This is a genomic window from Enterococcus sp. DIV2384, assembly GCF_050534975.1.
Lineage (GTDB): Bacteria > Bacillota > Bacilli > Lactobacillales > Enterococcaceae > Enterococcus > Enterococcus faecalis.
In genome coordinates this window covers 1,811,918-1,837,959 of record NZ_CP172905.1, presented here as the reverse complement: position 1 = coordinate 1,837,959, position 26,042 = coordinate 1,811,918, and the positions used below count along the sequence as shown (strand labels likewise).

The 26,042-nt window shown below is 36.9% G+C and carries 25 protein-coding genes and 1 other RNA gene; 21 read left to right on the top strand and 5 right to left on the bottom strand.

Annotated features, from left to right (window positions below; translation table 11 throughout):
* Positions 1–23: 23 nt before the first annotated feature.
* A complete protein-coding gene (locus IGK54_RS08905) occupies positions 24–869 on the bottom strand; it encodes a PhzF family phenazine biosynthesis protein (RefSeq protein ID WP_142956998.1) in 846 nt (281 codons plus the stop codon).
* A gap of 56 nt (positions 870–925) precedes the next feature.
* Positions 926–1,777: a PucR family transcriptional regulator gene (locus IGK54_RS08900; protein ID WP_142956997.1), complete on the bottom strand. Its 852-nt coding sequence runs from the start codon at positions 1,775–1,777 to the stop codon at positions 926–928.
* Between the two features lie 77 nt (positions 1,778–1,854).
* Here IGK54_RS08900 and tadA point away from each other — a divergent pair, with 77 nt between their 5' ends.
* Together tadA and ffs are read left to right on the top strand one after the other, a co-directional pair.
* Positions 1,855–2,376: a tRNA adenosine(34) deaminase TadA gene (gene tadA, locus IGK54_RS08895; protein WP_002369024.1), complete on the top strand. Its 522-nt coding sequence runs from the start codon at positions 1,855–1,857 to the stop codon at positions 2,374–2,376.
* Positions 2,377–2,415: 39 nt separating this feature from the next.
* Positions 2,416–2,502, top strand: an RNA gene (gene ffs / locus IGK54_RS08890) — signal recognition particle sRNA small type.
* An 87-nt stretch (positions 2,503–2,589) separates the two neighbouring features.
* Here the strand turns inward: ffs and IGK54_RS08885 are convergent.
* A complete protein-coding gene (locus tag IGK54_RS08885) occupies positions 2,590–3,828 on the bottom strand; it encodes an aminopeptidase (RefSeq protein ID WP_002362125.1) in 1,239 nt (412 codons plus the stop codon).
* A gap of 250 nt (positions 3,829–4,078) precedes the next feature.
* On the opposite strand from IGK54_RS08885, the gene IGK54_RS08880 reads away from it, so the two are divergent.
* Positions 4,079–4,651: a TetR/AcrR family transcriptional regulator gene (locus IGK54_RS08880; protein ID WP_002356883.1), complete on the top strand. Its 573-nt coding sequence runs from the start codon at positions 4,079–4,081 to the stop codon at positions 4,649–4,651.
* Between the two features lie 158 nt (positions 4,652–4,809).
* Entirely contained in the window at positions 4,810–5,283 is a 474-nt protein-coding gene (locus tag IGK54_RS08875; protein ID WP_002384294.1) for a TspO/MBR family protein, read from the top strand.
* A 73-nt stretch (positions 5,284–5,356) separates the two neighbouring features.
* Here IGK54_RS08875 and IGK54_RS08870 read toward each other — a convergent pair whose 3' ends face one another.
* Complete coding sequence (locus IGK54_RS08870; protein WP_002356885.1) at positions 5,357–5,800, bottom strand: flavodoxin; 444 nt, start codon at positions 5,798–5,800, stop codon at positions 5,357–5,359.
* A gap of 174 nt (positions 5,801–5,974) precedes the next feature.
* Between IGK54_RS08870 and map the strand changes: the two genes are divergently transcribed.
* The 12 genes from map to IGK54_RS08810 all read left to right on the top strand — a co-directional run bounded on the left by map (position 5,975) and on the right by IGK54_RS08810 (position 16,058).
* The gene (gene map, locus IGK54_RS08865; protein ID WP_002356886.1) at positions 5,975–6,739 is read left to right on the top strand and encodes a type I methionyl aminopeptidase; all 765 of its coding nucleotides are present in this window, start codon (positions 5,975–5,977) and stop codon (positions 6,737–6,739) included.
* Between the two features lie 15 nt (positions 6,740–6,754).
* Positions 6,755–7,666 (top strand): YihY/virulence factor BrkB family protein, encoded by a 912-nt coding sequence (locus tag IGK54_RS08860; RefSeq protein WP_002384297.1) that lies wholly within the window; start codon positions 6,755–6,757, stop codon positions 7,664–7,666.
* A 106-nt stretch (positions 7,667–7,772) separates the two neighbouring features.
* On the top strand, positions 7,773–8,909 hold the full coding sequence (locus tag IGK54_RS08855) for an MraY family glycosyltransferase (protein ID WP_002366956.1): 1,137 nt from the start codon (positions 7,773–7,775) through the stop codon (positions 8,907–8,909).
* A 121-nt stretch (positions 8,910–9,030) separates the two neighbouring features.
* Positions 9,031–9,819, top strand: coding sequence for a glycosyltransferase family 2 protein (locus tag IGK54_RS08850; RefSeq protein WP_002359892.1), 789 nt, complete (start codon positions 9,031–9,033; stop codon positions 9,817–9,819).
* Positions 9,819–10,646 carry a glycosyltransferase gene (locus IGK54_RS08845; RefSeq protein ID WP_430602910.1) on the top strand — a complete coding sequence of 276 codons (828 nt, stop codon included), beginning with the start codon at positions 9,819–9,821 and terminating at the stop codon, positions 10,644–10,646. The genes IGK54_RS08850 and IGK54_RS08845 overlap by 1 nt, the downstream gene beginning before the upstream one ends.
* 3 nt (positions 10,647–10,649) lie before the next feature.
* Positions 10,650–11,363 carry a glycosyltransferase family 2 protein gene (locus IGK54_RS08840; RefSeq protein WP_002362119.1) on the top strand — a complete coding sequence of 238 codons (714 nt, stop codon included), beginning with the start codon at positions 10,650–10,652 and terminating at the stop codon, positions 11,361–11,363.
* A 121-nt stretch (positions 11,364–11,484) separates the two neighbouring features.
* Positions 11,485–12,351 (top strand): glucose-1-phosphate thymidylyltransferase RfbA, encoded by an 867-nt coding sequence (gene rfbA / locus IGK54_RS08835; RefSeq protein WP_002364387.1) that lies wholly within the window; start codon positions 11,485–11,487, stop codon positions 12,349–12,351.
* A gap of 12 nt (positions 12,352–12,363) precedes the next feature.
* Complete coding sequence (rfbC, locus tag IGK54_RS08830) at positions 12,364–12,936, top strand: dTDP-4-dehydrorhamnose 3,5-epimerase (protein ID WP_002356893.1); 573 nt, start codon at positions 12,364–12,366, stop codon at positions 12,934–12,936.
* 24 nt (positions 12,937–12,960) lie between these two features.
* Positions 12,961–13,989, top strand: a complete 1,029-nt coding sequence (rfbB, locus tag IGK54_RS08825) for a dTDP-glucose 4,6-dehydratase (protein ID WP_002359895.1) — start codon at positions 12,961–12,963, stop codon at positions 13,987–13,989.
* 92 nt (positions 13,990–14,081) lie between these two features.
* On the top strand, positions 14,082–14,924 hold the full coding sequence (gene rfbD, locus IGK54_RS08820; protein WP_002370379.1) for a dTDP-4-dehydrorhamnose reductase: 843 nt from the start codon (positions 14,082–14,084) through the stop codon (positions 14,922–14,924).
* Between the two features lie 58 nt (positions 14,925–14,982).
* Entirely contained in the window at positions 14,983–15,708 is a 726-nt protein-coding gene (locus IGK54_RS08815) for a glycosyltransferase family 2 protein (RefSeq protein WP_002359897.1), read from the top strand.
* Positions 15,708–16,058, top strand: a complete 351-nt coding sequence (locus IGK54_RS08810) for a DUF2304 domain-containing protein (protein WP_142956996.1) — start codon at positions 15,708–15,710, stop codon at positions 16,056–16,058. The genes IGK54_RS08815 and IGK54_RS08810 overlap by 1 nt, the downstream gene beginning before the upstream one ends.
* 73 nt (positions 16,059–16,131) lie before the next feature.
* Here IGK54_RS08810 and IGK54_RS08805 read toward each other — a convergent pair whose 3' ends face one another.
* On the bottom strand, positions 16,132–16,473 hold the full coding sequence (locus tag IGK54_RS08805) for an EamA family transporter (RefSeq protein ID WP_002356899.1): 342 nt from the start codon (positions 16,471–16,473) through the stop codon (positions 16,132–16,134).
* Between the two features lie 247 nt (positions 16,474–16,720).
* On the opposite strand from IGK54_RS08805, the gene IGK54_RS08800 reads away from it, so the two are divergent.
* The 5 genes from IGK54_RS08800 to IGK54_RS08780 are packed head-to-tail and all read left to right on the top strand — an operon-like array spanning position 16,721 to position 26,035.
* The gene (locus IGK54_RS08800; RefSeq protein ID WP_002356900.1) at positions 16,721–17,515 is read left to right on the top strand and encodes an ABC transporter permease; all 795 of its coding nucleotides are present in this window, start codon (positions 16,721–16,723) and stop codon (positions 17,513–17,515) included.
* A gap of 12 nt (positions 17,516–17,527) precedes the next feature.
* The gene (locus IGK54_RS08795) at positions 17,528–18,745 is read left to right on the top strand and encodes an ABC transporter ATP-binding protein (protein WP_002356901.1); all 1,218 of its coding nucleotides are present in this window, start codon (positions 17,528–17,530) and stop codon (positions 18,743–18,745) included.
* On the top strand, positions 18,735–21,878 hold the full coding sequence (locus tag IGK54_RS08790) for a glycosyltransferase (protein ID WP_142956995.1): 3,144 nt from the start codon (positions 18,735–18,737) through the stop codon (positions 21,876–21,878). Before IGK54_RS08795 ends, IGK54_RS08790 begins: the two co-directional genes overlap by 11 nt.
* A gap of 11 nt (positions 21,879–21,889) precedes the next feature.
* Positions 21,890–24,031 carry a glycosyltransferase family 2 protein gene (locus IGK54_RS08785; protein WP_002364384.1) on the top strand — a complete coding sequence of 714 codons (2,142 nt, stop codon included), beginning with the start codon at positions 21,890–21,892 and terminating at the stop codon, positions 24,029–24,031.
* Positions 24,032–26,035: a DUF7657 domain-containing protein gene (locus IGK54_RS08780; RefSeq protein WP_185938050.1), complete on the top strand. Its 2,004-nt coding sequence runs from the start codon at positions 24,032–24,034 to the stop codon at positions 26,033–26,035.
* Positions 26,036–26,042 lie beyond the last annotated feature (7 nt).

The window sequence follows — 26,042 nt, the reverse complement described above, 5'->3', positions numbered from 1 at the left end:
AGATGGCCTAGGCCATCTTTTTTTTATAAAAATAATTCTTTTGTTTCAACATAATAGCCTCTGCCACCAACTAGAACTTGATCAATTGTCTTTTGGGATGTAGTGTTCAAACGCACTAAGACTTCTGAAGGAGCGTTTAAGGTATAACCTTGGGCAAAGGTGTAATTGGTTTTTTGTAAAATTTGGTGATGGTGCAGATAACAAGCTAACGCACCATTTGATGTACCAGTAGCGGCTTCTTCATCGATGTCATAAAGGGGTGCAAAATTCCTACAAATGATATTTTCTTCAGACAAAGCAAAAAGATGCATCCCAATAACTCCATACTTTTGACTAAGTAACTTAATTTTTTCAAAGTTTGGTTGTAAATCCTGTAATAATTGCGCATTTTTAATGGGAACCAAAATATCTTTTAGACCCGTTGACACAATCTGGATAGGAAAAGCAGTTGCCACTGCGTTTAAATCAAAGCAGCCGCTCAATTCTTCTAAAGTGAGCGTATCATAAAAAGTTGGGACAGTTTGTTCCATAAATAGTTGTTCATCGTTCGCCGTGATTGCGAGCAAACCGCTGTTCGTTTCGATTGTATATGCTGTTTGCAATAATTTATTTAAGTGCTTCATAATGGTGAAAGCGCCAATTGTCGCGTGGCCACATAAGTCGACTTCTTCTTTTGGTGTAAAATATTCAAGGCGGAAATCAGCAATCTTTGAGTCTGAAATAAAAGCAGTTTCTGCAAATCCTAGTTCTTTGGCGATGGCCATTTTTTTGGTTCTCGTTAAGGGCTGTGTCATAAAAACAACGCCTGCTTTGTTGCCACCTTCGTGGTTTTTACTAAATGCACTAGCGACATATGCGGTAATTTTCATTGGAACGCCTACTTTCTAATTGGGAATAAAAAACATACGAGTAAAAAATGGACGTGCTACTTTCTTAATAACAAATAACAAAAGATTAAATCATCCATTTTTTTTAAAGATAAGCCAGTTTGTTCAAAAAACTTTTCCAACCGATAGTGTAAAGTATTTCGATGCATAAATAAATCTTTTGCAGTGGAGCTGATATTGCCTTGATTTTTCCACAAAGCGCTGATGATTGGCTGAATATCGGTGTCTTTATTTAATAAACGACGATAATACTCAACAAGTACATTTTGGCTCATGGCTTCCTTGGTAAAATAGTGGAGGGCAACATCAGTTAAACTAAAAACAGTCGTCCGACTAGAGGAATTAAGTTCTTCTGAAAAAATACGTTGTTCTTCATGGAAACAACGCCGGAGAATGTCTTCAGAGGAATAAAAATTGCCAACAAATACAGCACTAGTGCAATCAAAGTCTGTATCTAATGTTAAAAAGATCCCTTGAATTTCTTCTTGTTGAAAGGTATTTTTTGACTGTTCTTCAACTAAAATATACATATTATTACTTGGACTGAAACAATCAACTGTATCTGGAAACATCTTTGTTAAATTAAATTGCCATTCAGCTTGTAATTCTTTTGAGATATTCGTTTGAATTTGCAACATACGAAAGGTCCCTTCGGCAGGTAATTTTGCCTGTTGAAATAAGTAACTGAACCAAGGATGGTTACCAGTAATGGTTGGGTTTTCAGAAATCGGGAAAAGCGCTTCCAACAAATGCTGTTCTTTAATACTTAAGAAAGCTTTATTCACAATGAAAAATTGGTCGTCAACAGGAATTGAATAGGTGGCTTCGGAACCAATTGTTTTTGATAAATAGCCTTTGGGATAAAGCTGAGATAAATTTTCAATAATCATAGACACACCTCACTGATTTATTGTACCATGAAGCAAGATAGAAGTTTAGTGGGAAAAAGCCGAAAGGTGGAAATTAATTGGGAAAAAAAGAAACAACGTTAACACAAGAAGAAAAAGAAATTTTTATGCGAGAAGCCATTGCAGAAGCGAAAAAAGCAGAAGGTTTGGCTGAGGTGCCTATTGGAGCTGTAATTGTTCGGCAAGGGGAAATTATTGGCCGCGGGCATAATCTGAGAGAAGCACGGCAAGAAGCAACGGCGCATGCAGAAATGTATGCAATCCAAGAAGCGTGTCGCGGGATAGAAAATTGGCGTCTAGAAGAAACCCAATTATTTGTAACTTTAGAGCCTTGTCCAATGTGTAGTGGGGCGATGCTTTTAGCACGAATTCCAGAAGTTTATTATGGCGCAACTGATCCTAAAGCAGGCACTGCTGGCACATTGATGAATTTATTAGAAGATGAACGCTTCAATCATGTGGCCTATGTCGAAGCAGGCGTTTTAGAAGAAGAGTGTCGCTTATTGCTAGTTCAGTTCTTTAAAAAGTTACGGGCAAAGAAAAAAGAAGAGAAACTTTTAAAAAATCAAAAGAAAGACTAGTCAAAAGAATAAAAATACGTTATACTAGGTTTTGCCGAAAGGCTAGGACAATGGCGGGCTAGTGAATTGTGTCAGATCCGGAAGGAAGCAGCACTAAGCAAGTGCCGCCATGTGTCTGATTGAATAAGGAACGCATCAAGGCTGAGAAGCCTTTTTTATTTGAAATAAAAAGAAGCAAGCCGTTATTTTTTACGGCTTGCTTCTTTTTTAAATTTATGCCCAATCGCCATTTCTAAAAACTGGAACAATCGTCCCGTCTTCCTTAATGCCATCAATATTCATTTTGTCAGATCCTACCATAAAGTCCACATGTGTTTGGCTACGATTTAAACCAGCTTCAGCTAATTCTTCTTCGCTCATCTCCGTGCCGCCTTGTAAGTTGAAGGCATAGGCCGAACCAAAGGCTAAATGATTAGAGGCATTTTCATCAAACAATGTATTATAAAAAATCAAACCGGATTGTGAAATTGGTGAAGGGTCTGGTACTAAAGCAACTTCTCCTAAGTGTTTGGCACCTTCATCAATAGCTAAGAGATTTTTCAATGCTTCTTCGCCTTGTTCAGCTGAGAAGTCAACAACTTTTCCATCTTTAAATGTAAATTTCATGCCCGAAATGATTGTGCCAGCATAACTTAGTGGTTTTGTACTAGAGACATAACCATCAACGCGGCGACTATCTGGAGCGGTGAAAACTTCTTCTGTTGGCATATTAGCCATGAATTCTTCTCCACGCGCGTTATAACTACCAGCGCCTTCCCATAAATGGTTTTTAGGCAAACCAATCGTTAAATCTGTCCCAGGAGCTGTGTAGTGTAAAGCAGTAAATTGTTGTTCGTTTAATTCAGCCGCTTTTTCTTGTAATTTTTTATCATGGATATCCCAAGCAATGACTGGGTTTTCTTCATAAATTCGTGTTGTTTTGAAAATTTCATTCCAAAGTGCATCAACTTGTTCTTCACTTGTTGCTAATTCTGGAAAGACTTTAGCTGCCCAACCTTCACTAGCAGCCGCTACAACAGTCCAACTTACTTTGTTGGCTTGCGTTGCTTTTCGTAGGTTGACCAATGCTTTCCCATTAGCCGCTTGGAAAGCTGCTACACGTTGTGCATCCACGCCAGCTAATGCATCAGGATTAGAAGAAACCACGCTAATTCGGCTTGCGCCTTTGGCAATCCAATCATCGGTTTGATCAATTTTATATTGAGGAACATTTTCAATACGATCAGTTGCAGCATGAGCTAAAAATTCACGTTGAATGGTTTCGTCGCTCCATTGAACAATTACTTCGGCCGCACCTAAGCGATAAGCTTCTTCCGTAATTAAGCGGGCAAGGGGCGCTTGATCAACACTGATTTGTAAAACAACCGTATGATTGTCCTGAACATTGACACCCGTTTCAGCAATTAAACGTGCATATTTCTTTAGATTTTCATTAAAATTCTCTAAGGTCATTCGTGATTCCTCCTTCATTTTGATGGGTAATGACTGCTCATATCATAACACGGAAGAGCAGGGAACTCAACGAAATAAAGCCTTTATCAACTGTTATTTTAAGTCGGGGTAAAAGTTGTCGTGCTCCCGCTCAGTGAACTTTTGTACAAAGAGTTGTTCTAATTTTGCATAATAGAAAAATCGTGTTACAATAACCATAAGCATTTATTTGGAAGCGTTGTATATGAATGAATAAAGGGGATAGGGAATTATGGCAAGAAAAAAAACCATTACGAAAGAGCAGATTTTAACAGCTGCCTATGAAGTAGTCGCCACTGAAGGATTTTCGAAGTTCACTGCACGTAATATTGCTAATAAAATGAAATGTTCCACCCAACCGATTTATTTGGAATTTAAAAACATGGATGATTTACGCGATGCTTTATTCCAAAAAATTCATAAATACTTAGCGAAAGAAGTATTTCCAGTAAAACATACCGGGAATACAATTGTTGATTTGGCTTTAAACTATATTCATTTTGCGACAAGTGAAAGTAAGTTATACCGTGCGCTTTATTTAGAAGAATATGGTGGCGGCAAAAAAATGCAAGAATTCTCTTATCACTATTTTACTGAAGCGGTAAAAGCTGATCCTGAGTATGCTAATTTAAACGATGTTCAAATTGACTCTTTACACATGGGAACATGGGTGGTCGCTACTGGTGTGGCTGCATTGATGACTTCTGGAATTATCCATCCTTCAGAAGAACAAATCATTCATTTAATGAAAGATAGTATTGAAGCAATTCTTGAACGAGATGAACCAATTGATATTGACCTATAAAAATTAAAAAAAAGTGTAACCTCATGCTGATAGCTTCTGTGAGGTTACAGCAAAAGACTGTTTCTTAAAAGAACGGTCTTTTTTTGTTAAGTGTATTAATGGTAGATTATTCGCAACCATGCTACAGTAAAGAAGAGAAATAGAAAGGGGCAAAAAACATGAACCGAGTGAAAGATAAGCGTTTATGGATAAGTATTGTAGGAATTACCGGACTAGGGCTCTTGTCGGGCTTATTTTCAGTAAATGCGAGAGAATATTATCAAGCGTTGAGATTACCAAGTTTTGCTCCGCCAGGCTGGTTATTTGGACCGGTGTGGTTGGTGTTGTATATTTTTATGGGCATTACTTTTTATTTCATCTTAGTTCATCCAAATAAACAACAGAAAAAACGGATGATTACGCTATTTATTTTACAATTTATTGCGAACTTTTTCTGGACATTTTTCTTTTTTTCTTTACAAAACAATTTATTATCTGTGATTGATATCTCATTGTTATGGCTATTATTAATAGTTCAACAGTGGGACTACTTGCGTTATAAATTAATAACGCGTGGCTGGTTGATGATTCCTTATATTCTTTGGGTTACTTTTGCGGCTGCTTTAAATTACAGTATTTTATTTTTAAATTAGGAATATCAAAACACCAGAGAAAAATGGGAACTAGCCATTTTTTTCTGGTGTTTTTTTATTTATTTCAACGTAGTTATTCTGCAGCAGTTGCTAATTTTTTCGCAAATTCTTCTAAACGTTGGATGTCGTCTTCTTCAGCGGCTAGATCAACTTTAACGCTGTCGGCGCCTTTTTTTGCCCCAATTTGAGTAAAGACTGCTTCGAAGTCGTCCACCGATTTACAAAAATCATCATAAAACGTGTCTCCTGAACCACAAACGCCGAAGATTTTTCCTGATAAATCAATCTCTTGTAAGTCTTCATAAAAGTCGACAATTTCATCAGGTAAATCGCCATCGCCATACGTATATGTAGCTACTACACAGATATCGGCCTCTTCAAAATCAGCGGCATCGACTTGCGTACACTCATCAATTTCGACCTCTAATTCTAAATCTTCAAATGCTTCTGCAACAATGTCGGCAATTTCTTCTGTATTCCCAGTCATGCTTGCATACACAATTTTAGCTAACGTCATAAACTTTCTTCCCCCTCATACAATTCTGTCACTTATTATAGCAGATGCGCATTTCTTATAAAAGACTAGCGAGTGCTTTTATTAAGGGACTTTTTGAAAATTGGTGTTTGAACAATCTTTTTTGCAAAAAATGTGATAAAATAATTTGAATGAAACAAGTTTAGGAGAGATAGTATGATTACATTAAAATCACCACGAGAAATTGAAATGATGGATGAATCAGGGGAATTATTAGCGGATGTTCACCGTCATTTACGGACGTTTATTAAACCTGGCATTACAAGCTGGGATATTGAAGTATTTGTGAGAGACTTTATTGAAAGTCATGGTGGCGTGGCGGCTCAAATTGGCTATGAAGGCTACAAATATGCTACTTGTTGTAGTATCAACGACGAAATCTGCCACGGATTTCCTCGTAAAAAAGTATTAAAAGATGGCGACCTAATCAAAGTAGATATGTGTGTCGACTTAAAGGGCGCAATCTCTGATTCATGCTGGTCTTATGTCGTGGGTGAATCAACACCTGAAATTGATCGCTTGATGGAAGTAACCAAAAAAGCGCTATATCTTGGGATTGAACAAGCACAAGTAGGAAATAGAATTGGCGACATTGGTCATGCAATTCAAACGTATGTAGAAGGAGAAGGCTACGGGGTAGTTCGCGACTTTGTAGGTCACGGTATTGGCCCAACTATCCATGAGAGTCCAATGATTCCTCACTATGGTGAAGCAGGTAAAGGACTACGTTTAAAAGAGGGAATGGTTATTACCATTGAGCCAATGGTTAACACAGGAACTTGGCGCATGAAAATGGACCCAAATGGTTGGACTGCTTATACTGAAGATGGCGGTCTAAGTTGTCAATATGAACATTCATTAGCGATTACGAAAGAAGGTCCAAGAATCTTAACGTCACAAGGCGAAGAATTGACTTATTAATAAGGAGAGTGTGTGATGAAGTTTCTCGACAACATCAAAAAGAATCAATCTTTGATGCGTTTTATTGAGACAACGCAAAGTCACATGGTCACAGCCGAAATAGGCAACAGCTCAGTGGTTGTTGCCTATTATTTATTACTCTCGCTGTTTCCATTACTGATTGCGGTAGGTAATGTCTTACCTTATTTAAGAATCGACCCTAATTCTGTGTTGCCTTATATTGCAGAGGCGATTCCGAAAGATGTTTATAAGAACTTAGAACCAGCGATTCGTTCACTATTGACTCAACGTTCAGGCGGGTTGCTTTCTGTTTCCGCTTTAGCAGCATTTTGGAGTGCCAGTCAAAGTATTAATGCACTACAAAACGCGATGAATAAAGCTTTTGGTGTCGAACAAAGGAAAAATTTTATTCTCGTAAGAGTGGTCTCATTTTTAGTTATTTTGTTATTTATGGTAGCGATTGTTGGTGTGGTAGTAATTTTAGGTCTGGGTCAGTACATTATTGAATTACTGCAACCAATTTTCCATTACTCAACGTCTGTGATCGATACTTTCCAAGCGTTAAAATGGCCGTTAACGACCGTTGTTTTATTGGTGATTATGTGTTTGATTTATGCGGTCGTTCCTAATCGGAAATTATCGTTACGTTCTATTTTGCCAGGGGCTATTTTTTCGACAGTCGGTTGGATGCTATTATCACAAATTTTTGGTTTGTACGTAAAATATTTTAGTTCTAGAATCGCAAGTTATCAAATCATCGGGAGTTTTATCATCTTGATGTTATGGCTGAATTTTGCTGCCACGATTATTATTTTAGGAGCAATTGTCAACGCTGTCGTCGATGAATACTTATCTGGAGATAAAGAAAAGAAACAACCAAGTTTTGAACAACGCTTGTTTAGATGGTTTAAAAAGAAAAATAAATAGATTTCTTTAAAAAAGTCTAAACCGTTGCCAGAACACATGTTTCAGCTTGTAAATGCTTCAGTTTACGGTATAATATACCCTGAACGAGAAGAAAGTGGGTTCGACTATGTCACTATTTATTTATGAAGTTTTAATACGTTTATTTATGACATTTATCTTATCTTTGCTATTAACACCACTTGTTAAGCTTCTAGCGTTTCGGATTGGCGCCTACGATGCACCAGGAGAGCGACGAATCAATACCAAAAATATGCCTACAGCAGGAGGACTTGCAATCTACATTGCTTTTGCTAGTTCATGTTTATTGATTTTTCGTTCGATTATCCCACAAGATTATATTTGGCCGATTATTTTGGCTGGTGGAATGGTTGTTTTGACAGGCCTCATTGATGATATTAAAGAGATTACTCCAATGAAAAAAACAATCGGTATTTTGTTAGCAGCATTAGTTATTTATTTTGTTGCTGGAATTCGGATAGATTTTGTGACGTTGCCAGTTGTTGGAATGATTGATTTACGCTGGTTTAGTTTACCACTAACTTTATTGTGGATTTTAGCGATTACGAATGCAGTAAATTTAATTGATGGTTTGGATGGTTTAGCATCAGGCGTATCCATTATTGGATTAACCACGATTGGTATTACAGGGTATTTTTTCCTACATGCTAAAACGGTCTATATCCCAATTGTTATTTTTATTTTAGTTGCGAGCATTGCGGGGTTTTTCCCATACAATTTTTATCCGGCTAAAATATTTCTAGGAGATACTGGGGCGTTATTCCTCGGGTTTATGATTGCAGTAATGTCGTTACAGGGCTTAAAAAATGCCACGTTTATTACGGTAATTACGCCAATGGTGATTTTAGGTGTGCCAATTACGGATACGGTTTATGCAATTATTCGACGGCTATTGAACAAGAAGCCCATTTCCTCAGCAGATAAAATGCATTTGCATCACCGCTTGTTATCTTTAGGTTTTACCCATAAAGGGGCGGTCATGACTATTTATGCATTAGCGTTAGTTTTTTCCTTTGTCTCTTTATTGTTCAGCTATTCAAGTACAGTAGCATCAATTTTATTAATTGTCTTTTGTTTAATTGGCTTAGAACTATTTATTGAACTAATCGGTCTAGTTGGCGAAGGGCATCAACCGTTGATGTATTTGTTACGGATTTTAGGGAATCGTGAATATCGTCAGGAGCAAATGAAAAAGCGACTTGGCAAGCATTCTAAGAGAAAGTAAAGAAATCTTTAGGTTGCTTTGCGAGAGCGTAAACCTATGATATAATTCCATTAAACTTAAAAAAGTATATGTGTGAAACATATGCTTTTTTTTTAAGACGATGTTTCAGTAGTAAGGAGAAATGAGCATGCAAGAAATGGTAACAATCTCGATTGTCACTTATAATAGTCGTTACATTTTTAATGTACTAGACCAATTAAAAGCCGAACTAGGTACTGATAGTATCTATGATATTCATATCTATGACAATCATTCTGAAACAGCGTATCTTGAAAAATTAACAACATATGAACCATTTATTACTATCCATCGCGCTGAAGAAAATCAAGGGTTTGGTCATGGTCATAATCAAGTGTTATTCAATGCTTCGACAAAGTATGCAATTATTTTTAATCCCGATGTTTTGGTTACTAAAGACGTGCTTGATCGTCTATTAGACCGTATCAAAATAGATAAGAACATTGCAGTCGTTAGCCCTAAAGTGCTAAATGAAGATGGCACGACGCAATATTTAGTTCGTCAAAAATTAGATGTTTTCGATTATATGTTACGTTTTATTCCCTTTCAATTTGTAAAGAAAATTTTTGATAAACGTTTGAGTATTTATGAATGTCGCGATTTGTCGGATACAGAAACAACGGATATTAAAATGGGCTCAGGCTGTTTTATGTTGATTGATCGTGAAAAATTCGTTGAAATTGGTGGGTTCGATGAACGTTTCTTCATGTACTTTGAAGACAACGATTTATGTTTACGCTTTGGCAAAGCAGGCTATCGGATTCTCTATACGCCTTTTGAAACGGTTGTTCACATGTATGAAAAGGGCGCCCATAAAAGTCGAAAATTGTTTAAAATCTTTATGCAATCAATGGGAAAATTTTTTAACAAATGGGGCTGGAGGTTCTTTTAATGAGTCAAAGATTAGCGGTAGTCATCGTCTTATATCAAATGAAAATGGCTGATACGCCGAATTATTTGTTATTAAAAGAAGTGGTAAATCACCCCGAATTGCACTTATTTATTTATGACAACAGCCCACTTCCTCAAGAAGATGCATTATTTTTACAACAAAATGTTACTTATCGACATAATCCTGATAATCCAGGCCTAGCGACCGCTTATAATGAAGCGATTGCTTTTAGTCAAGCGAATCAATGTGAATTATTGTTGCTCCTTGACCAAGACACAGAAGTGCCAGCTTCTTATTTTGATACGTTGATCATCATGCCGTTAGATCCGACTGTGGCAGTCTATGTTCCAATTGTAGAAGCAAATGGACAACAAATTTCGCCAGTATATAGTGATCAATATGTTGGACTTAAAGGAGCAAAGCCAACAGCAGGGATAGCCAACCAACCGTTGATGGCTATCAATTCTGGTACAGTCATTACGGCAGAAACACTGCGCTGGTTGGAAGGATTTTCGGAAGAATTTCCTTTGGACTATTTAGATCATTGGTTCTTTTATCAATTGAATCAAGCCAATAAAAAGATTGAAGTCTTCCCAATCCACCTAAAACAAGAATTGTCTGTTTTAGATTATCGTACAATGAGTCCTCAACGTTATCGCTCTATTATTGAAGCAGAAACGTTATTTTATCGTCGATATGATCAAGAAAAGTTTTCCCATCATCGACGCCATTTATTTTTACGCAGTAGTAAGCAATTTTTAACTGTCAAAAATCGCCAAATTTGGCGGCAAACATTGGCAGAATTTCTCAAGTTAATGAAAGGATAATCTATGATCTCAGTTTGTATTGCGACATATAATGGAGAAAAATATCTCGCGGAACAATTAGATAGTATTCTTTTACAAGTCAGTGAAGAAGATGAACTAATTATTTCAGATGATGGTTCTACTGATCATACGTTGGAAATTTTGAGAACGTATGCAGCGAATTATCCCCAAATTCAATTGTTACAAGGTCCAGGGCAAGGAGTGATTGCTAATTTTGCATTTGCGCTTACGCATACGAAAGGCGAAGTAATATTTTTAGCAGATCAAGATGACGTTTGGTTGCCAAATAAAGTAACGACAGTGACAGAATATTTTGAAACGCACCCTGACATCCAAGTGGTTATTAGTGACTTGAAAATTGTTGATGCGGATTTACAAGTTACCAATCCCTCTTATTTTAAGTTCCGAAAAGTCAAACCAGGGTTTTGGCGAAATGCGATAAAAAGTGGCTATATTGGGGCAGGTATGGCCTTTCGTCAAGAGATGAAAAACGTCATTTTACCCATTCCGCCAGAAGTTCCTATGCATGATATGTGGATTGGCTTATTAGCTGCACGGAAAAAGCAAACGGGCCTCATTAAAGAACCATTAGTGCTTTACCGAAGACATGGAGCGAATGTCAGCCCTATTATTACCAAAACAAGTTTCCAACAAAAATTAAATTGGCGTGTGAATTTATTAAAAGCTTTACATCAGCGTTTAAAGGAACAACGCTAAACTTTTACAGATTTGTAAAATTTACGTAAAAAACATGACAAACCCTATGCTTAATGCGATAATAGGGAAGGATATTTGGTTTTATAGAAACTAAAAATAGAAGTATTTAAGGAGATTGTTCATGAAAGGAATTATTTTAGCAGGCGGAAGCGGGACACGCTTATATCCGCTAACAAAAGCAACATCAAAACAATTAATGCCAATTTACGACAAACCAATGATTTATTACCCAATGTCAACGTTAATGTTGGCGGGAATTAATGAAATTTTGATTATCTCTACACCAGAAGATACACCACGTTTTGAAAGCTTATTCGGCGATGGCCATGATTTAGGCATTCATATCGAATACGCGGTACAAGAAAGCCCAGATGGTTTGGCGCAAGCATTTATTATTGGTGAAGAATTTATTGGTGATGACAGTGTCTGCTTAGTTTTAGGGGACAATATTTATTATGGTGGCGGCTTATCAAAAATGTTGCAACGAGCGGCTTCTAAAGAGTCAGGGGCAACAGTCTTTGGTTACCATGTAAATGATCCAGAACGTTTCGGCGTGGTAGAATTTGATGAAGAGATGCGGGCGCTTTCTATTGAAGAAAAACCAGCACAACCGAAGTCAAATTACGCAGTGACAGGTTTGTATTTTTACGACAATGAAGTGGTTGAAATTGCAAAAGGGATCAAACCGTCAGAACGTGGGGAATTAGAAATAACAGACGTTAATAAAGTCTACCTTGAAAAAAATAAACTTTCTGTTGAGGTAATGGGCCGTGGCTTTGCTTGGTTAGATACAGGCACACACGAATCCTTATTAGAAGCGTCAACATTTATTGAAACAATTGAAAAACGTCAAAATTTAAAAGTCGCTTGTTTGGAAGAAATTGCTTATCGAATGGGCTATATTACAAAAGAACAATTGGTAGAATTGGCACAACCATTGAAGAAAAATGGCTACGGCCAATACTTGCTACGTTTAGCAGCAGAATAGGAGCGAAGAAACGTGAAAGTTATTGATACAAAATTACAAGATGTCAAAATTATCGAAATGGATGTTTTCGGTGATCATCGTGGCTTTTTTACAGAAAGTTATTCCAAAGCTAAATTTGCAGAACATGGATTAGACTTTGATTTTGTCCAAGATAATCATTCATTATCAACAGAAGCAGGTGTCTTGCGTGGATTGCATTTTCAAAAAGGCGAAGCTGCGCAAACAAAACTAATTCGCGTTGTAACAGGTGCGGTATTAGATGTGATTGTTGATATTCGTAAAGGGAGTCCAACCTATGGTCAATGGGAAGGCTACATTTTATCAGAACATAATCACCGTCAGCTTTTAGTACCAAAAGGTTTTGCCCATGGTTTTGTCACTTTGACACCGAACGTGAACTTTATGTACAAGTGTGACAATTACTACAATGCGGCAGCAGACGGCGGTATTGCTTTTAACGATCCAGCGTTAGCTATTGATTGGCCAATTGCGCCAGAAAAAGCGATTACGTCAGAAAAGGATCAAAAACATCCAACCTTAAAAGAATTTGAAGCGGAAAATCCGTTTATCTATGGCGAAATTTAAGAAAAAAGTAGGAGAGTTTCAATTATGAAAAAAATCATCGTAACAGGTGGAGCTGGTTTTATCGGCTCAAATTTTGTTCATTATGTTGTAAAGAATCATCCAGAAGTTCATGTAACTGTATTAGATAAATTAACGTATGCAGGAAATGAAAAAAATCTTGAAGGTCTACCAAGTGATCGCGTGGAATTAGTCGTAGGAGATATCGCTGATGCTGAATTAGTTAATCGTTTAGTCGCTGAAACAGATGCGGTCGTTCACTATGCTGCTGAATCGCATAACGACAACTCATTAAACGACCCATTCCCATTTGTACAAACCAATCTGATTGGGACGTACACATTGATCGAAGCTTGCCGTAAAAACAATGTTCGTTACCACCATGTATCGACTGATGAAGTTTATGGCGATTTACCTTTAAGAGAAGATTTACCAGGACATGGAGAAGGCGAAGGGGAAAAATTCACTGCCGAAACGCCTTACAATCCTTCAAGTCCTTATTCTTCAACAAAAGCAGGATCTGACTTGTTAGTCAAAGCGTGGGTTCGTTCTTTCAACTTACAAGCAACAATTTCAAATTGTTCAAATAACTATGGGCCATATCAACATATTGAAAAATTTATTCCTCGTCAAATTACCAATGTCTTAAGTGGCATTACACCAAAACTTTATGGTGCTGGTAAAAATGTTCGTGACTGGATTCATACAAACGACCATTCTTCGGCTGTTTGGGCAATTTTAACAAAAGGGCAAATTGGCGAAACATATTTAATCGGAGCCGATGGTGAAGAAGACAATAAAACAGTGATGGAATTAATTTTAGAATTAATGGGACAACCTGTTGATGCCTATGAGCATGTCAACGATCGTGCAGGACATGACTTACGTTATGCGATTGATTCAACCAGATTACGCGAAGAATTAGGTTGGGAACCAGAATTCACGAATTTCCGTGAAGGCTTGGCAGAAACAATCAAGTGGTATACAGAAAATGAAGACTGGTGGCGTGCAGATAAAGAAGCTGTTGAAGCAAAATATGCACAAAATGGTCAGTAATTTTTTCTGACATGTGAGATAACAGTCGAAAGGCGATGGCAAAGTACAAAAGCTACTTTGCCCTGCCTTTTTTTCAAGAAGGAGCGAAAAAAATGATTTTAATTACTGGTGGAAATGGCCAATTGGGCACAGAATTACGTCACCTATTAGACGAACAAGGAATTGAGTATGTTTCAACGGATTCCAAAGAATTAGATATTACTGATGCGGATAGTACGTTGGCAAAAGTGAAAGAAATTCAACCAAGCGTCATTTATCATTGTGCTGCTTATACAGCTGTTGATAAAGCAGAAGACGAAGGCAAGGAATTAGATGAAAAAGTGAATGTAGATGGCACACGTCATGTTGCAGAAGCTGCTAAAGCAGTGGGGGCGACACTTGTTTACGTAAGTACAGATTATATTTTTGATGGAACTAAAAAAGAAGGCGTCTATGCGATTGATGATCAACCGAATCCTTTAAATGAGTATGGTCGGACGAAGTTATTAGGTGAACAAGCGGTCCAAGAAATCCTGGACGACTATTATATTATTCGAACATCATGGGTATTTGGTCAATACGGTCATAACTTTGTCTTTACCATGCAAAAATTAGCGGAAACAAGAGACCAACTAACGGTAGTGGACGATCAGTTTGGCCGCCCAACTTGGACAAGAACGTTAGCCGAATTTATGGCATTTGTTATTGCAGAAAAAGCGCCATTTGGTGTTTATCATTTGTCTAATGAAAACAGCTGTAGCTGGTATCAGTTTGCTAAAGAAATTTTAAAAGATACTGAAGTGGAAGTACTGCCAGTGGATTCAACTCAATTTCCACAAAAGGCGCAAAGACCACAATATTCTGTCATGGATTTAAGTAAAACAGAAGCGTTAGGCTTTAAAATTCCTACTTGGCAAGAAGCCTTAGCACAAATGTTAGAAAATGTTCAACAATAAATTGTTTTGTGTAAGTGAGGGGTTTTGTTAGAGAAAAAGTGGAAAGGTGTTTCTCTTTATGAAGGTACTTTTAATCATTCCTGCTTACAATGAGGAAGAAAACATTTTGCGGACGATTGCTTCCATTGAAACATTTAAACAGGAAGTTACGCATTTTCAACATGAATTGGATTATGTGGTAATTAATGATGGCTCGACAGATGGAACCAAACAAATTTTAGAAGTCAACCAAATTAATGCCATTCATTTAGTGTTGAATTTAGGTATTGGCGGGGCGGTACAGACCGGCTATAAATATGCCTTAGAAAATGAGTATGATGTGGCGGTTCAGTTTGATGGTGATGGTCAACATGATATCAATAGTTTACCTATTTTACTGGAACCATTAGCAGAGGGTAAATGTGATTTTTCGATTGGCTCTCGTTTCATTCCTGGAAACGAAGCGGCTTTTCAAAGTACGAAAATGCGCCGTTTTGGTATTCGTTTGTTATCCTTTTGTATTCGAATGGCTTCTGGTAAAACAATTTATGATGTGACTTCTGGTTATCGAGCGGGAAATCGGAAAGTGATTGCTTTTTTTGCAAAGCGTTATCCGACAAATTATCCCGAGCCAGAATCGATTGTTCACTTAATTAAAAAACGCTTTGTGATTGTTGAAAGACCTGTCAATATGATGGAACGGCTTGGTGGTGTTTCTTCGATTCGTGCATTGGCTTCTGTGAAGTATATGCTGGAAGTCGGCTCAGCAATTCTGATTGCTGCCTTTATGAAGGAGGGAGATTGATGCTACCAACCGTGTTATGGATAGCTTTATTTTTATTTGCAATTGGCTTTTTCTTATACATTATTCGAGGGATTAATAAAAATATTTTTCTCCTAAAAAATGCCTTGATTTGGTTATTAATCTCAATTGTCTTAATTATTTTTGCTATTTTCCCGCATGTGGCAGAATGGTTAGCAATGGCCTTTGGGTTTGAAACAACATCAAACTTCTTATTATCAGCTGCGGTGATTGTCCTTTTAATTATGGAAATTAAAAATTCTGTGTTGATTTCAAAACACGAAAATCGCATTAAAACATTATTGCAGGAATTATCTATCATGAAATCTGAAGAAAATAAAAAAGATCGCTAATGTGTAGTGACCCTTAAAAGTTGGACCTGAAAGTCTAATTTTTAAGGGTCAGCTCAATGAATAGCGATCTTTTTTATTTAAGATTCATAATCACAATGCCGACAATAATAACCACAGCACCAATAAGGGCATTCGTTGTAATTGTCTCTTTTAGAATAAGATTTGAAGCAATTAAAATAGCGATGTTTGTACAGGCAACGCCTAAAGGAACAATGTAAGAAACATCGGAACGACTAATAATTAACATCCATAAAATAAAACTAATTAAATAACAAAATAAACCTAATAAAGATATAAGTGAGATATTCATTGAAAAGATTGTTTGTTGGAGTTGGATGTTCAAACTGCTAGAACCTAGTTTAAATAAGACCAGACCAGCAGAAGACAGAAATACGTAAATAATAAAAAGAACCATAATTTCCCTTCTCTCAAAAATAATTTCCGTGCAAAAAAATGCAAGACCTCCATTATTGTAGCATAATCTCCTAAAAATTGGACAAGATTTTTTAATATAGCGAAATCAGTTAAATTTTTCTTTATAAAAAGGGGTCTACTATTGAAAAGCTAGGCGTTTATCGATAAAATAGAAATGTTGTTTAAAATGGCATTTTTGTATCCAAAAATTTTAGATAAAAATAGTTTATTACGGAAGGAATAAGTATATGTTTAAAGAAACATTTTCAATTTTCAAGAATATTTTTCAGAACAAAAAATTGTTATTACAATTTTCATTCAATGATTTTAAGGCCAAGTATGCTGGTTCAGCACTAGGAATTGTCTGGGCGTTTTTAACGCCATTAGTAACTGTTTTGACGTATTGGTTTGTCTTTTCTGTAGGCCTTCGTTCTAGAGCTGGCGACAATATGCCGTTCATTGTCTATTTAGTAACAGGGATGGTGCCTTGGTTCTTCTTTTCAGATTCGTTATTATCAGCCACGAATGTGTTTCGTGAATATAGTTATTTAGTTAAAAAAGTCGTGTTTAATGTACAAATTTTACCAACATCTAAAATTTTATCGAACTTGTACACCCACTTGTTTTTCATTCTAATTGGTTTTGTAATTACTACAGCTAACGGTTATTACCCAAGTCTGTACAGTTTGCAATTAATTTACTACTTAGCTTGTTTATTAGTCTTTTTAACAGCAATTACGTGGATTACTGCTTCAACACAACCATTTTTACCTGATATTATGCAATTTATCAATATCATTATGCAAACAGTTATGTGGACATTGCCAATTTTATGGCAGCCAACTGGAATGATTGCGACAATCTTAAAAATCAATCCATTATATTATATTGTTCAAGGATACCGCGAATCTTATTTAGGCGGTGCATGGTTCTGGGAACATTGGCAATATAGCTTATATTTCTGGGGAGTTACTATTGTTTTACTATTAATTGGCTCAACCGTGTTTAGACGCTTAAAACCACATTTTTCAGATGTACTATAAGGAGAGAACGACATGTCAGAATATGCAATCGATATCCAACATATTACCAAAACATACAACATGTATAAAAAGCCGTCCGATCGGTTTAAAGAAGCGCTTAGTCCAACCAAAAAATCCTACCACGATTTGTTTTATGCGTTAGACGATGTCACGATGCAAATTAAAAAAGGCGAGATGATTGGCTTTGTCGGCGAAAATGGCTCTGGGAAATCAACCATGTTAAAAATTATTACAGGGGTATTAACGCCAACCTCCGGGTCCATGGTGATTAATGGGAAAATTTCAGCGTTGCTTGAATTAGGTTCAGGTTTTAACCCTGAATATTCAGGATATGAAAATATTTTCTTAAATGGAATGGTCCTAGGTTTTTCCCGAGAAGAGATGGAAGAGCGTGTCCAAGATGTCATTGATTTTGCTGACATCGGCGATCATTTGTATCAACCAGTTAAAACGTACTCTAGTGGTATGTTTGTCCGCTTGGCATTTGCGGTAGCTATTAACGTGGATCCCGATATTTTAATTGTCGATGAAGCGTTGGCAGTCGGGGATTTAGAGTTTCAATTAAAATGTATGGAAAAATTTACGGAAATTAAAAATTCTGGTAAAACAATTTTATTTGTTTCTCACGATGTAAACTCCATTCGTCGTTTTTGTGACAGAACTTTTTGGTTGCAACACGGGAAAGTCGTTGAATATGGAGATACGATGGACGTGACGACCAACTACGAAAACTTTTTGAAAAAGAAATCAATTAAAACGGTTGACCGCGAAGCGACCATGAAAGATGAAACCCCAACACCAGATATTATTGAAGTGGATCATGCGGAACTTTTAAATGCGGATTATGAACCATTAGAAATGGTAACGCAAGATGAAAAAGTGATTGTAAAAATTGAATATACTGTCAAAAACGACCAAATTAAGAAGCCTGTTTGTGGGGTCGCTATTCGAACAGTGGACAATCATTATGTCTGTGGCTTAAATACGTTGTTAGATGGCGTGCAAATTCCTTGGAAAAAAGGACGGAATGTTTTTTATTTAGAATATGAAAAAATGTCATTATTAACAGGTGAATATTATTTTGATATTGCTTTCTTTGAGGAACATGCAACAGTCCCATTAGTCTACAAAACAAAATACGTGACGATGTTTATTACCGGTCGTTATGCCGGAGAAGGAATTGTCATCTTAGATCATAAATGGAAGGATACGACAAAAGATGAAGTATGATTTTGAAATGGAAACAGACGAGAGTACCAGTGTTGGGAAAATCGTAGCACAAATCAAAGAAAATAGTGATGTCTTGGAATTTGGTCCAGGTAATGGGCGAATGACTAGCTATTTGATGGAAGAAAAAAAGTGCCAGGTCTCAATTGTTGAATTAGACAAAGAACTTTATGATCATGTCAGTCAATTTTCAACAGATGCCTTTTATGGCAATATTGATGAAAATGATTGGGTCGAATACTTTGCTGGTAAGACGTTTGATTATATCGTTTTTGCGGATGTGTTGGAACATTTAATGAATCCTCAAAGCGCCTTAGCAAAAGTCAAACCATTTTTAAAACCAGGCGGTCAAATTTTAATCACGTTCCCTAATTTGGCGCATAATTCTGTCTTAATTGATTTATTTAATAATCGTTTAACATGGAATGAAACTGGGCTGTTGGATGCTACGCATAAATCATTCTATTTACAAGAAGGATTTGAAAAAGTTTTTGCAGAAGTTGGTTTATACATTGCCAAAGAAGATTTTACATTTAATCAAGTTGGCTACAACGAAATTCCTACGACATATGAAGCGTTACCTGTAGAAGTGCAAGCAGCTTTTAAAGCGCGTCCCTTTGGTGAAGTGTATCAGTACTTTTTTGCCTTGACTGCTGAACCGATAGAACAGCCAGAGCGAGTGACACCAGTAAATTCATACAATGAAAAAAACGTTCATATTTTAATTAATTGCGGCGAAGAAAAAGAGACTGAGTTGGATCAACCGGTTGATTTACAAAAACCTGAAACAAAACAGTTCCAACTGAAGATACCAGAAGACGTCCAACTGATAAAATTATTCCCAAGTTTAACGGGGGCAATTGTCAAATTATCCATGACGATAGACGGCGAGACTGTCCCAGTCGCAGCCACGAATGCTTTTCTGGTACAAGAGAATGTCTATTATTTCTTAGATACGCAAGTACCTGTAATCGAAGTAACCGATGCACAAATGGCAGGCAAAGACCTGACAGTAGACATTGATTATTTCTTTGAAGGCAACTATTCAGAACGTGAAAATACCTTTATTCATGCACTGTTAGATGAAAGAAATCAATTTTTAGAAGAAATGAATAAACAGACGGAGACTGCCCCTATGCCTACTGGAAAATATAAACGAATCACGTTAACTAAATTTGATAAAATGATTAATTTAACCATCGATGATATTGCTCGCGATGTAGAAAATAACGTTTCTGTTATCAGAGGGTGGGCGTATGACAAACAAACAAATTATCCGCTAAGATTCAGCATTGCAGAAGCTAGTGAATCAGTCACTTATACGGTGGAAACAGAATATCGTCGGGATGTTATTGATATGTTTGAATTAGAAGGCGATCAAGATTATGGTTTTGTCATTACGATTAAAGATCCAGAAGATTTACCAGCCTACACGTTAAACATTGACACCAAATCAGGCCAGAAGGTTCAATACGTGGTGGAGCGTCCAAACATGGTTCAACCAGGCACGAAATTTGATCGAGCATGGCGTTCGATTCAGACACGTGGTTTCATGGGCTCAGTGAAGTGGTACTTTAAACGACAAGAAAAAGCAGAAGCCCCTGTTGACGTGGAGGCAGTTTTAGCGGAAATTAAAACGTTCCAATTTCAGCCTAAAATTTCTGTCGCTGTGCCTGTTTATAATGTCGAAGAAAAATGGCTTGCAGCATGTGTCTCTTCTTTACAAAATCAGTACTATGAAAATTGGGAGTTATGTTTAGCAGATGATGCATCGCCAAGCGAACATATTAAGCCCATGCTAGAAAAATATAAAGAACTAGATCAACGAATCAAAGTTATTTATCGCGAAGAAAACGGACATATTTCAGAAGCAACTAACTCAGCTTTGTCGATTGCTACTGGCGATTTTATTGGTTTCATGGATAACGATGATGAATTAGCGCCACAAGCATTATATGAAGTGGTCAAAGCTTTAAACACAGACCCAACGATTGATTTTCTTTATACTGATGAAGATAAAATTACAGAAAATGGTCGTCGCTTCAACGCGTTTTACAAATCAGACTGGAATCCAGAACTGATTTTAAACCATAATTACATTACACACTTTGTTGTTGTGAAACGTGATTTATTAGAAAAAGTAGGCGGATTGAACTCAGCATATAACGGTGCTCAAGACTATGATTTCGTATTACGAGCAACGGAACAAGCAACGAAAATCAAGCATATTCCTGGTATGATGTATCATTGGCGTGCCATTGAATCATCGACTGCTCTAAACCCTGAAAGCAAAGGTTACGCCTATGTAGCTGGTCAAAAAGCGGTCCAAGCGGCAACGGAACGCCGTGGCTTAAAAGCACAAGTAGAGATTGCCGAATTTTATGGTTCCTATAAAATTAACTATCTTTATGATCATGTGCCGATGGTATCATTGATTATTACGAATGATACAGAGAATATGAGTAGTTACTTACGTCAATTATTAGAAAAAACTGCCTATACAAATTATGAAATTCTATTGCCTGCACGCTTCGAGAATCAAATAAATATCCAAAATGACCGTCTTCGTTATGTTTCAACAGAAACTCGTCATGGCATGATTCAAGCTGCTAAGGGAGAATATGTGGCTTTATTAAATGCTGGATTGGTACCAACGAAAAATGATTGGTTAAAAGAGTTAATGAACATTGGTCAACAAGAGACCTCTGGTTTAGTGACTGGCCGCGTAGTTGACGCACGCTATCGCGTGGAAACGGTGGGAGTATCAGTTGATACAGACAAAGGTCGATTACTTTATCCCGAAAAAGGCACCCCTGGTAAAAGCTTAGGTTACTATTACAGAATTGCTTTACCAAGAAATATTCAAGCGGCAACTGAAGACTGCTTACTATTCAATAAACAACTTTACCTAAATTTAGAAGGAATTAACGAAAACTTAGGAAAAGAGTGGATGGGTGTCGATTTATCGTTACAATTTGCTAGCGCTGGTAAACGAAATGTATATGTGTCCTATGCAATTTTGAAAGCAGACGAAAAAATGCAAAACCATGATAAAAAAGGATCTTATAAAGAACTTGCGGAAAAATGGACCGCGGAAACTTTAGTTGATCCCTACCGAAATCCGAAACATCTATAAGGAGAATGCACATGAATGAAGACATTAAGGTGATCTTTGATAGTATCTATCGCGACAAAACAACAAATAATTTAACCATTACAGGTTGGGCGTTGGATACAATCACTAAAGAAAGCCCAACTTTCACAATTAATAATGAAAACCAAGTGTCCGCTTATAACATTCAGCGCGTTTTACGTGAAGATGTTAATCAAATTTATCAAACAGAGCCTGCGATTGAAGCTGGCTTTGTTGTTACACTTGAAGGAATTAAACAAAAAAAAGTACTCCCTTTTCATTTTCAATCATCAGCACATGTTGTAACGGTGGATTTTCCCTTGAATAAAAAATATCCAGTGATTCCAGGGACAGAAGATAAAGTGACTCGTCTCTGGATAAAAGCCAAAAAAGGATTTAAGTATATGGCTAAAAATGGTATTTCTCATACCATTCAACGAGCGAAAATTGAGAAACTAAGAAATCAAGCTTCGTATCCTAACTGGTTAGCTAGAAATGAAGTACTAGACATAGAAGCGATGACGCAAGAAATCGCAACATTTCATTATCAACCTAAAATTTCCATTGCGATGCCAGTGTATAATGTTGAAGAAAAATGGCTTCGGTTGTGCATTGATTCTATTTTGAATCAAGTCTATACTAACTGGGAATTATGTATGGCCGATGACGCCTCAACAGATCCTAATGTCAAAAAGATTTTAACTGAGTACCAACAATTGGATGAGCGAATTCGGGTCGTCTTTCGTGAACAAAATGGTCATATTTCCGAAGCAACCAACTCTGCTTTAGCGATTGCTACCGGAGAATTTGTCGCCTTACTAGACAACGATGATGAATTAGCGATCAATGCTTTTTATGAAGTGGTTAAAGTGCTGAATGAAAACCCAGAGCTGGATTTAATTTATAGTGATGAAGATAAGATTGACATGGATGGAAATCGTTCTGATCCAGCCTTTAAACCAGATTGGTCACCTGATTTACTTTTAGGAACCAATTACATTTCGCATTTAGGCGTGTATCGTCGGAGTATTCTAGAAGAAATTGGCGGCTTTCGAAAAGGTTACGAAGGTTCTCAAGACTACGATTTAGTCTTAAGATTTACTGAAAAAACGACAAAAGAACGCATCACACATATTCCAAAAGTTCTTTACTATTGGCGGATGCTGCCAACCTCAACAGCAGTGGATCAGGGCTCCAAAGGTTATGCTTTTGAAGCGGGGCTAAGAGCCGTGCAAGATGCGCTCGTTCGTCGAGGTATTAATGGTCATGCAACGCATGGGGCGGCGAATGGCTTATACGATGTTTATTATGACATTGAATCTGAAAAGTTAGTCTCAATTATTATTCCAACTAAAAATGGCTATAAAGACGTACAACGTTGTGTTTCATCGATTATTGAAAAAACAACCTACCAAAATTACGAGATTATTATGGCTGACAATGGAAGTACAGATCCAAAAATGCACGAATTATATGCAGAATTTGAACAACAATTACCTGGTCGCTTTTTCGTTGAATCAATCGATATTCCATTCAATTTCTCAACTATTAACAATCGTGCAGCAAAAAAAGCGCACGGAGAGTATTTGTTATTTTTAAATAATGATACCGAAGTGATTACAGAGAATTGGTTAACTTTGATGGTTTCATTTGCTCAGCAAGAACGGATTGGCTGTGTAGGTGCGAAATTATTGTATCCAAATAATACGGTCCAACACGCAGGTGTTATTTTAGGATTAGGTGGCGTCGCTGGGCATGGTCATTATGGTTATCCCCATGGTGACTTAGGCTATTTTGGTCGGTTAGCTATTAATGTTAATTATTCAGCAGTAACTGCCGCATGCTTACTTATGAAAAAAGCAGATTTTGATGCAGTTGGTGGTTTTGAAGAAGCGTTTACCGTAGCTTTCAATGATGTTGATTTATGCCTGAAAGTCCAAGCTTTAGGACGTGACAATGTCTGGCTTCATGAAGCAGAGCTTTATCATTTTGAATCTCAAACTCGTGGATATGATGATAAAGGCAAAAAGAAAAAACGTTTTGAACAAGAAAAAGTGATGATGGAAGAAAAATGGGGACCTTTAATTGAAAATGATCCATTTTATAATCCTAATCTGACAAGGGATATTCCCAACTTTTCATTACGAATTGACTAGATGCAATTGCGGATGACGAAATGGAGCGAAAAGATGGAACAACAACTAACTACAAGAAAAGAAAAACAACCATTACGCAACCAAGCTGAGCAGAGCGCTCGCTTGGTTGATCATTTGTTACGCTGGCGCTATCTGCTAGCGGCAGTCATTTTTATTTTACTGGTCGCCTTTAAAGTCCATGGTAGTTCATTAAACATGTGGGATGCGTATGTTTCTGAATATGCGGATGGTCAAAAAAGTTCATTAATTGCTGGTGAACCAAGAGGTGTTCGCTCGGATGAATGGCTCGTTCAAACCCCATTTAGCCTCTCACAAACACAAACAGGTTTGAAAACACATAATGATGTGATTACGTTAAATGGGCAAGACATGGTGGTAGGCTATAATTCACCAGCGTGGAATTTGGCCACGTTAGCGAAACCTTTTACGTGGGGCTATGTACTATTAGGCAAAGAATATGGCTTATCATGGTATTGGAATCTTAAATTAATTGGCTTAATTTTATTTTCTTTTGAAATTGGCTTGATCGTCACACGGCGGAATAAATATTTAGCTTTGTTAGCAAGTGTTTGGATTCCGTTTTCTTCGGCCCTTCAATGGTGGTTTGTCTCGCCAGTTGGAGATTTAGTATTTTTTGGCTTAGGTTTTTTAGTGGGAATTTATAATTATTTCTATTATCATAGTAGTGTTCGACGTCGTGTAATTTGTGCGATAACGGCTGTTATTATGGCCTCAGGATTTGTTTTAGTTATTTATCCTGCGTTACAAGTACCACTTGGTTATTTGATTTTATTATTTTTAATTTTATTCTTTTTAGAATTTCGTGAAAAAATTAAGTTGGATAAGTGGGATGGGGTCCTGATAGGTGGGGCACTCTTGATTACGGCGATTATTGTTGGCGGATCGCTATATGGCTCATTGGATTCCTTAAAAGCAGTAATGGACACCGCTTATCCAGGAAAACGGGTAAGTTTAGGTGGCGATATGCCTAAACGCGATATTTTGTTATTTTTAACAAATTGGAAAATGCCGTTTCAAGATGTTCCATATTCAAATAATTCGGAAATCAGTAGTTTTTATCAATTATTTTTTGTTATTTTGCCGCTCTCACCATTTATTTTTTATAAAAAAATCAAAGAAAACATTTACGGTTTTGTCTTATTCGTGTATTGTTTATTTAACTTAGTTTGGATGAGCGTTCAATTTCCAACAATTTTTGCTAAGTTGACATTGTGGTCTTATGTGCCAGAACAACGGGCGATGTTATCCTTTGGGTTTGCCGCTGTGTTGTTAAGTTTATGGTTCATCGATTATTTATGGAATCGCCAAGCAAAAATTCCAATGATGGCCTGGTTAGGGGCGCTAGGATTAAATGTTGTTCTGTATTTCTTTGTTTTATATACGGGCAATTTACGGTTATACGTTACACGAATGGACATCATTGGTGTCTTAGTTGTCGCTACCGTTTTAATTGTTGCTTTATTTAAACGTTGGCGCACGTTATTTGTCCTTGTCTTATTAGGAATCATTATGGTTTCTGGTGCCTTTGTTAATCCAATTTCTCGAGGCGTTTCTGCTGTCTATGGTAAAAAAATAGCGGTAGAAGTGGAAGAAATTAACAAAAAAGACCCCAACCAATTGTGGGTGGGCGAACGCTTGATGTATGGCTATTTGCCAATGTTAGGTGTGCATACATTTAACGGTGTTGCTTTTACACCTGACTTAGAGGCTTGGAAACCATTAGATCCAAAAGGAAAAGACACATTTATTTATAATCGCTATGCGCACATCAATGTTGAAGTAGGAAATCAGACCCCTGTTTTAGAGTTGATGCAAAAAGATGCGATTATTGCTCGTTTATCTCCAGAAAAATTAAAAGAATATGGGATTAAATATGCGGTCGTTTATAAACCATTAGAACCGTTAGACACACCAACGATTCATTTTGAAAAATTATATGGACCTGATCAGAACGGGGCATATATTTATCGAATAAACGACTAGTGATTCA

Coding starts and splice junctions, on each gene's coding strand:
- rfbD (WP_002370379.1), top strand. CDS start 14,082: ATGATTTTAATTACTGGTGGAAATGGCCAATTGGGCACAGAATTACGT.
- IGK54_RS08905 (WP_142956998.1), bottom strand. CDS start 869: ATGAAAATTACCGCATATGTCGCTAGTGCATTTAGTAAAAACCACGAA.
- rfbB (WP_002359895.1), top strand. CDS start 12,961: ATGAAAAAAATCATCGTAACAGGTGGAGCTGGTTTTATCGGCTCAAAT.
- IGK54_RS08790 (WP_142956995.1), top strand. CDS start 18,735: ATGAAGTATGATTTTGAAATGGAAACAGACGAGAGTACCAGTGTTGGG.
- IGK54_RS08805 (WP_002356899.1), bottom strand. CDS start 16,473: ATGGTTCTTTTTATTATTTACGTATTTCTGTCTTCTGCTGGTCTGGTC.
- IGK54_RS08810 (WP_142956996.1), top strand. CDS start 15,708: ATGCTACCAACCGTGTTATGGATAGCTTTATTTTTATTTGCAATTGGC.
- IGK54_RS08875 (WP_002384294.1), top strand. CDS start 4,810: ATGAACCGAGTGAAAGATAAGCGTTTATGGATAAGTATTGTAGGAATT.
- IGK54_RS08880 (WP_002356883.1), top strand. CDS start 4,079: ATGGCAAGAAAAAAAACCATTACGAAAGAGCAGATTTTAACAGCTGCC.
- IGK54_RS08845 (WP_430602910.1), top strand. CDS start 9,819: ATGAGTCAAAGATTAGCGGTAGTCATCGTCTTATATCAAATGAAAATG.
- IGK54_RS08855 (WP_002366956.1), top strand. CDS start 7,773: ATGTCACTATTTATTTATGAAGTTTTAATACGTTTATTTATGACATTT.
- IGK54_RS08785 (WP_002364384.1), top strand. CDS start 21,890: ATGAATGAAGACATTAAGGTGATCTTTGATAGTATCTATCGCGACAAA.
- IGK54_RS08840 (WP_002362119.1), top strand. CDS start 10,650: ATGATCTCAGTTTGTATTGCGACATATAATGGAGAAAAATATCTCGCG.
- IGK54_RS08795 (WP_002356901.1), top strand. CDS start 17,528: ATGTCAGAATATGCAATCGATATCCAACATATTACCAAAACATACAAC.
- IGK54_RS08900 (WP_142956997.1), bottom strand. CDS start 1,777: ATGATTATTGAAAATTTATCTCAGCTTTATCCCAAAGGCTATTTATCA.
- IGK54_RS08885 (WP_002362125.1), bottom strand. CDS start 3,828: ATGACCTTAGAGAATTTTAATGAAAATCTAAAGAAATATGCACGTTTA.
- IGK54_RS08850 (WP_002359892.1), top strand. CDS start 9,031: ATGAGCATGCAAGAAATGGTAACAATCTCGATTGTCACTTATAATAGT.
- IGK54_RS08860 (WP_002384297.1), top strand. CDS start 6,755: ATGAAGTTTCTCGACAACATCAAAAAGAATCAATCTTTGATGCGTTTT.
- map (WP_002356886.1), top strand. CDS start 5,975: ATGATTACATTAAAATCACCACGAGAAATTGAAATGATGGATGAATCA.
- rfbA (WP_002364387.1), top strand. CDS start 11,485: ATGAAAGGAATTATTTTAGCAGGCGGAAGCGGGACACGCTTATATCCG.
- IGK54_RS08870 (WP_002356885.1), bottom strand. CDS start 5,800: ATGACGTTAGCTAAAATTGTGTATGCAAGCATGACTGGGAATACAGAA.
- IGK54_RS08815 (WP_002359897.1), top strand. CDS start 14,983: ATGAAGGTACTTTTAATCATTCCTGCTTACAATGAGGAAGAAAACATT.
- IGK54_RS08800 (WP_002356900.1), top strand. CDS start 16,721: ATGTTTAAAGAAACATTTTCAATTTTCAAGAATATTTTTCAGAACAAA.
- IGK54_RS08780 (WP_185938050.1), top strand. CDS start 24,032: ATGCAATTGCGGATGACGAAATGGAGCGAAAAGATGGAACAACAACTA.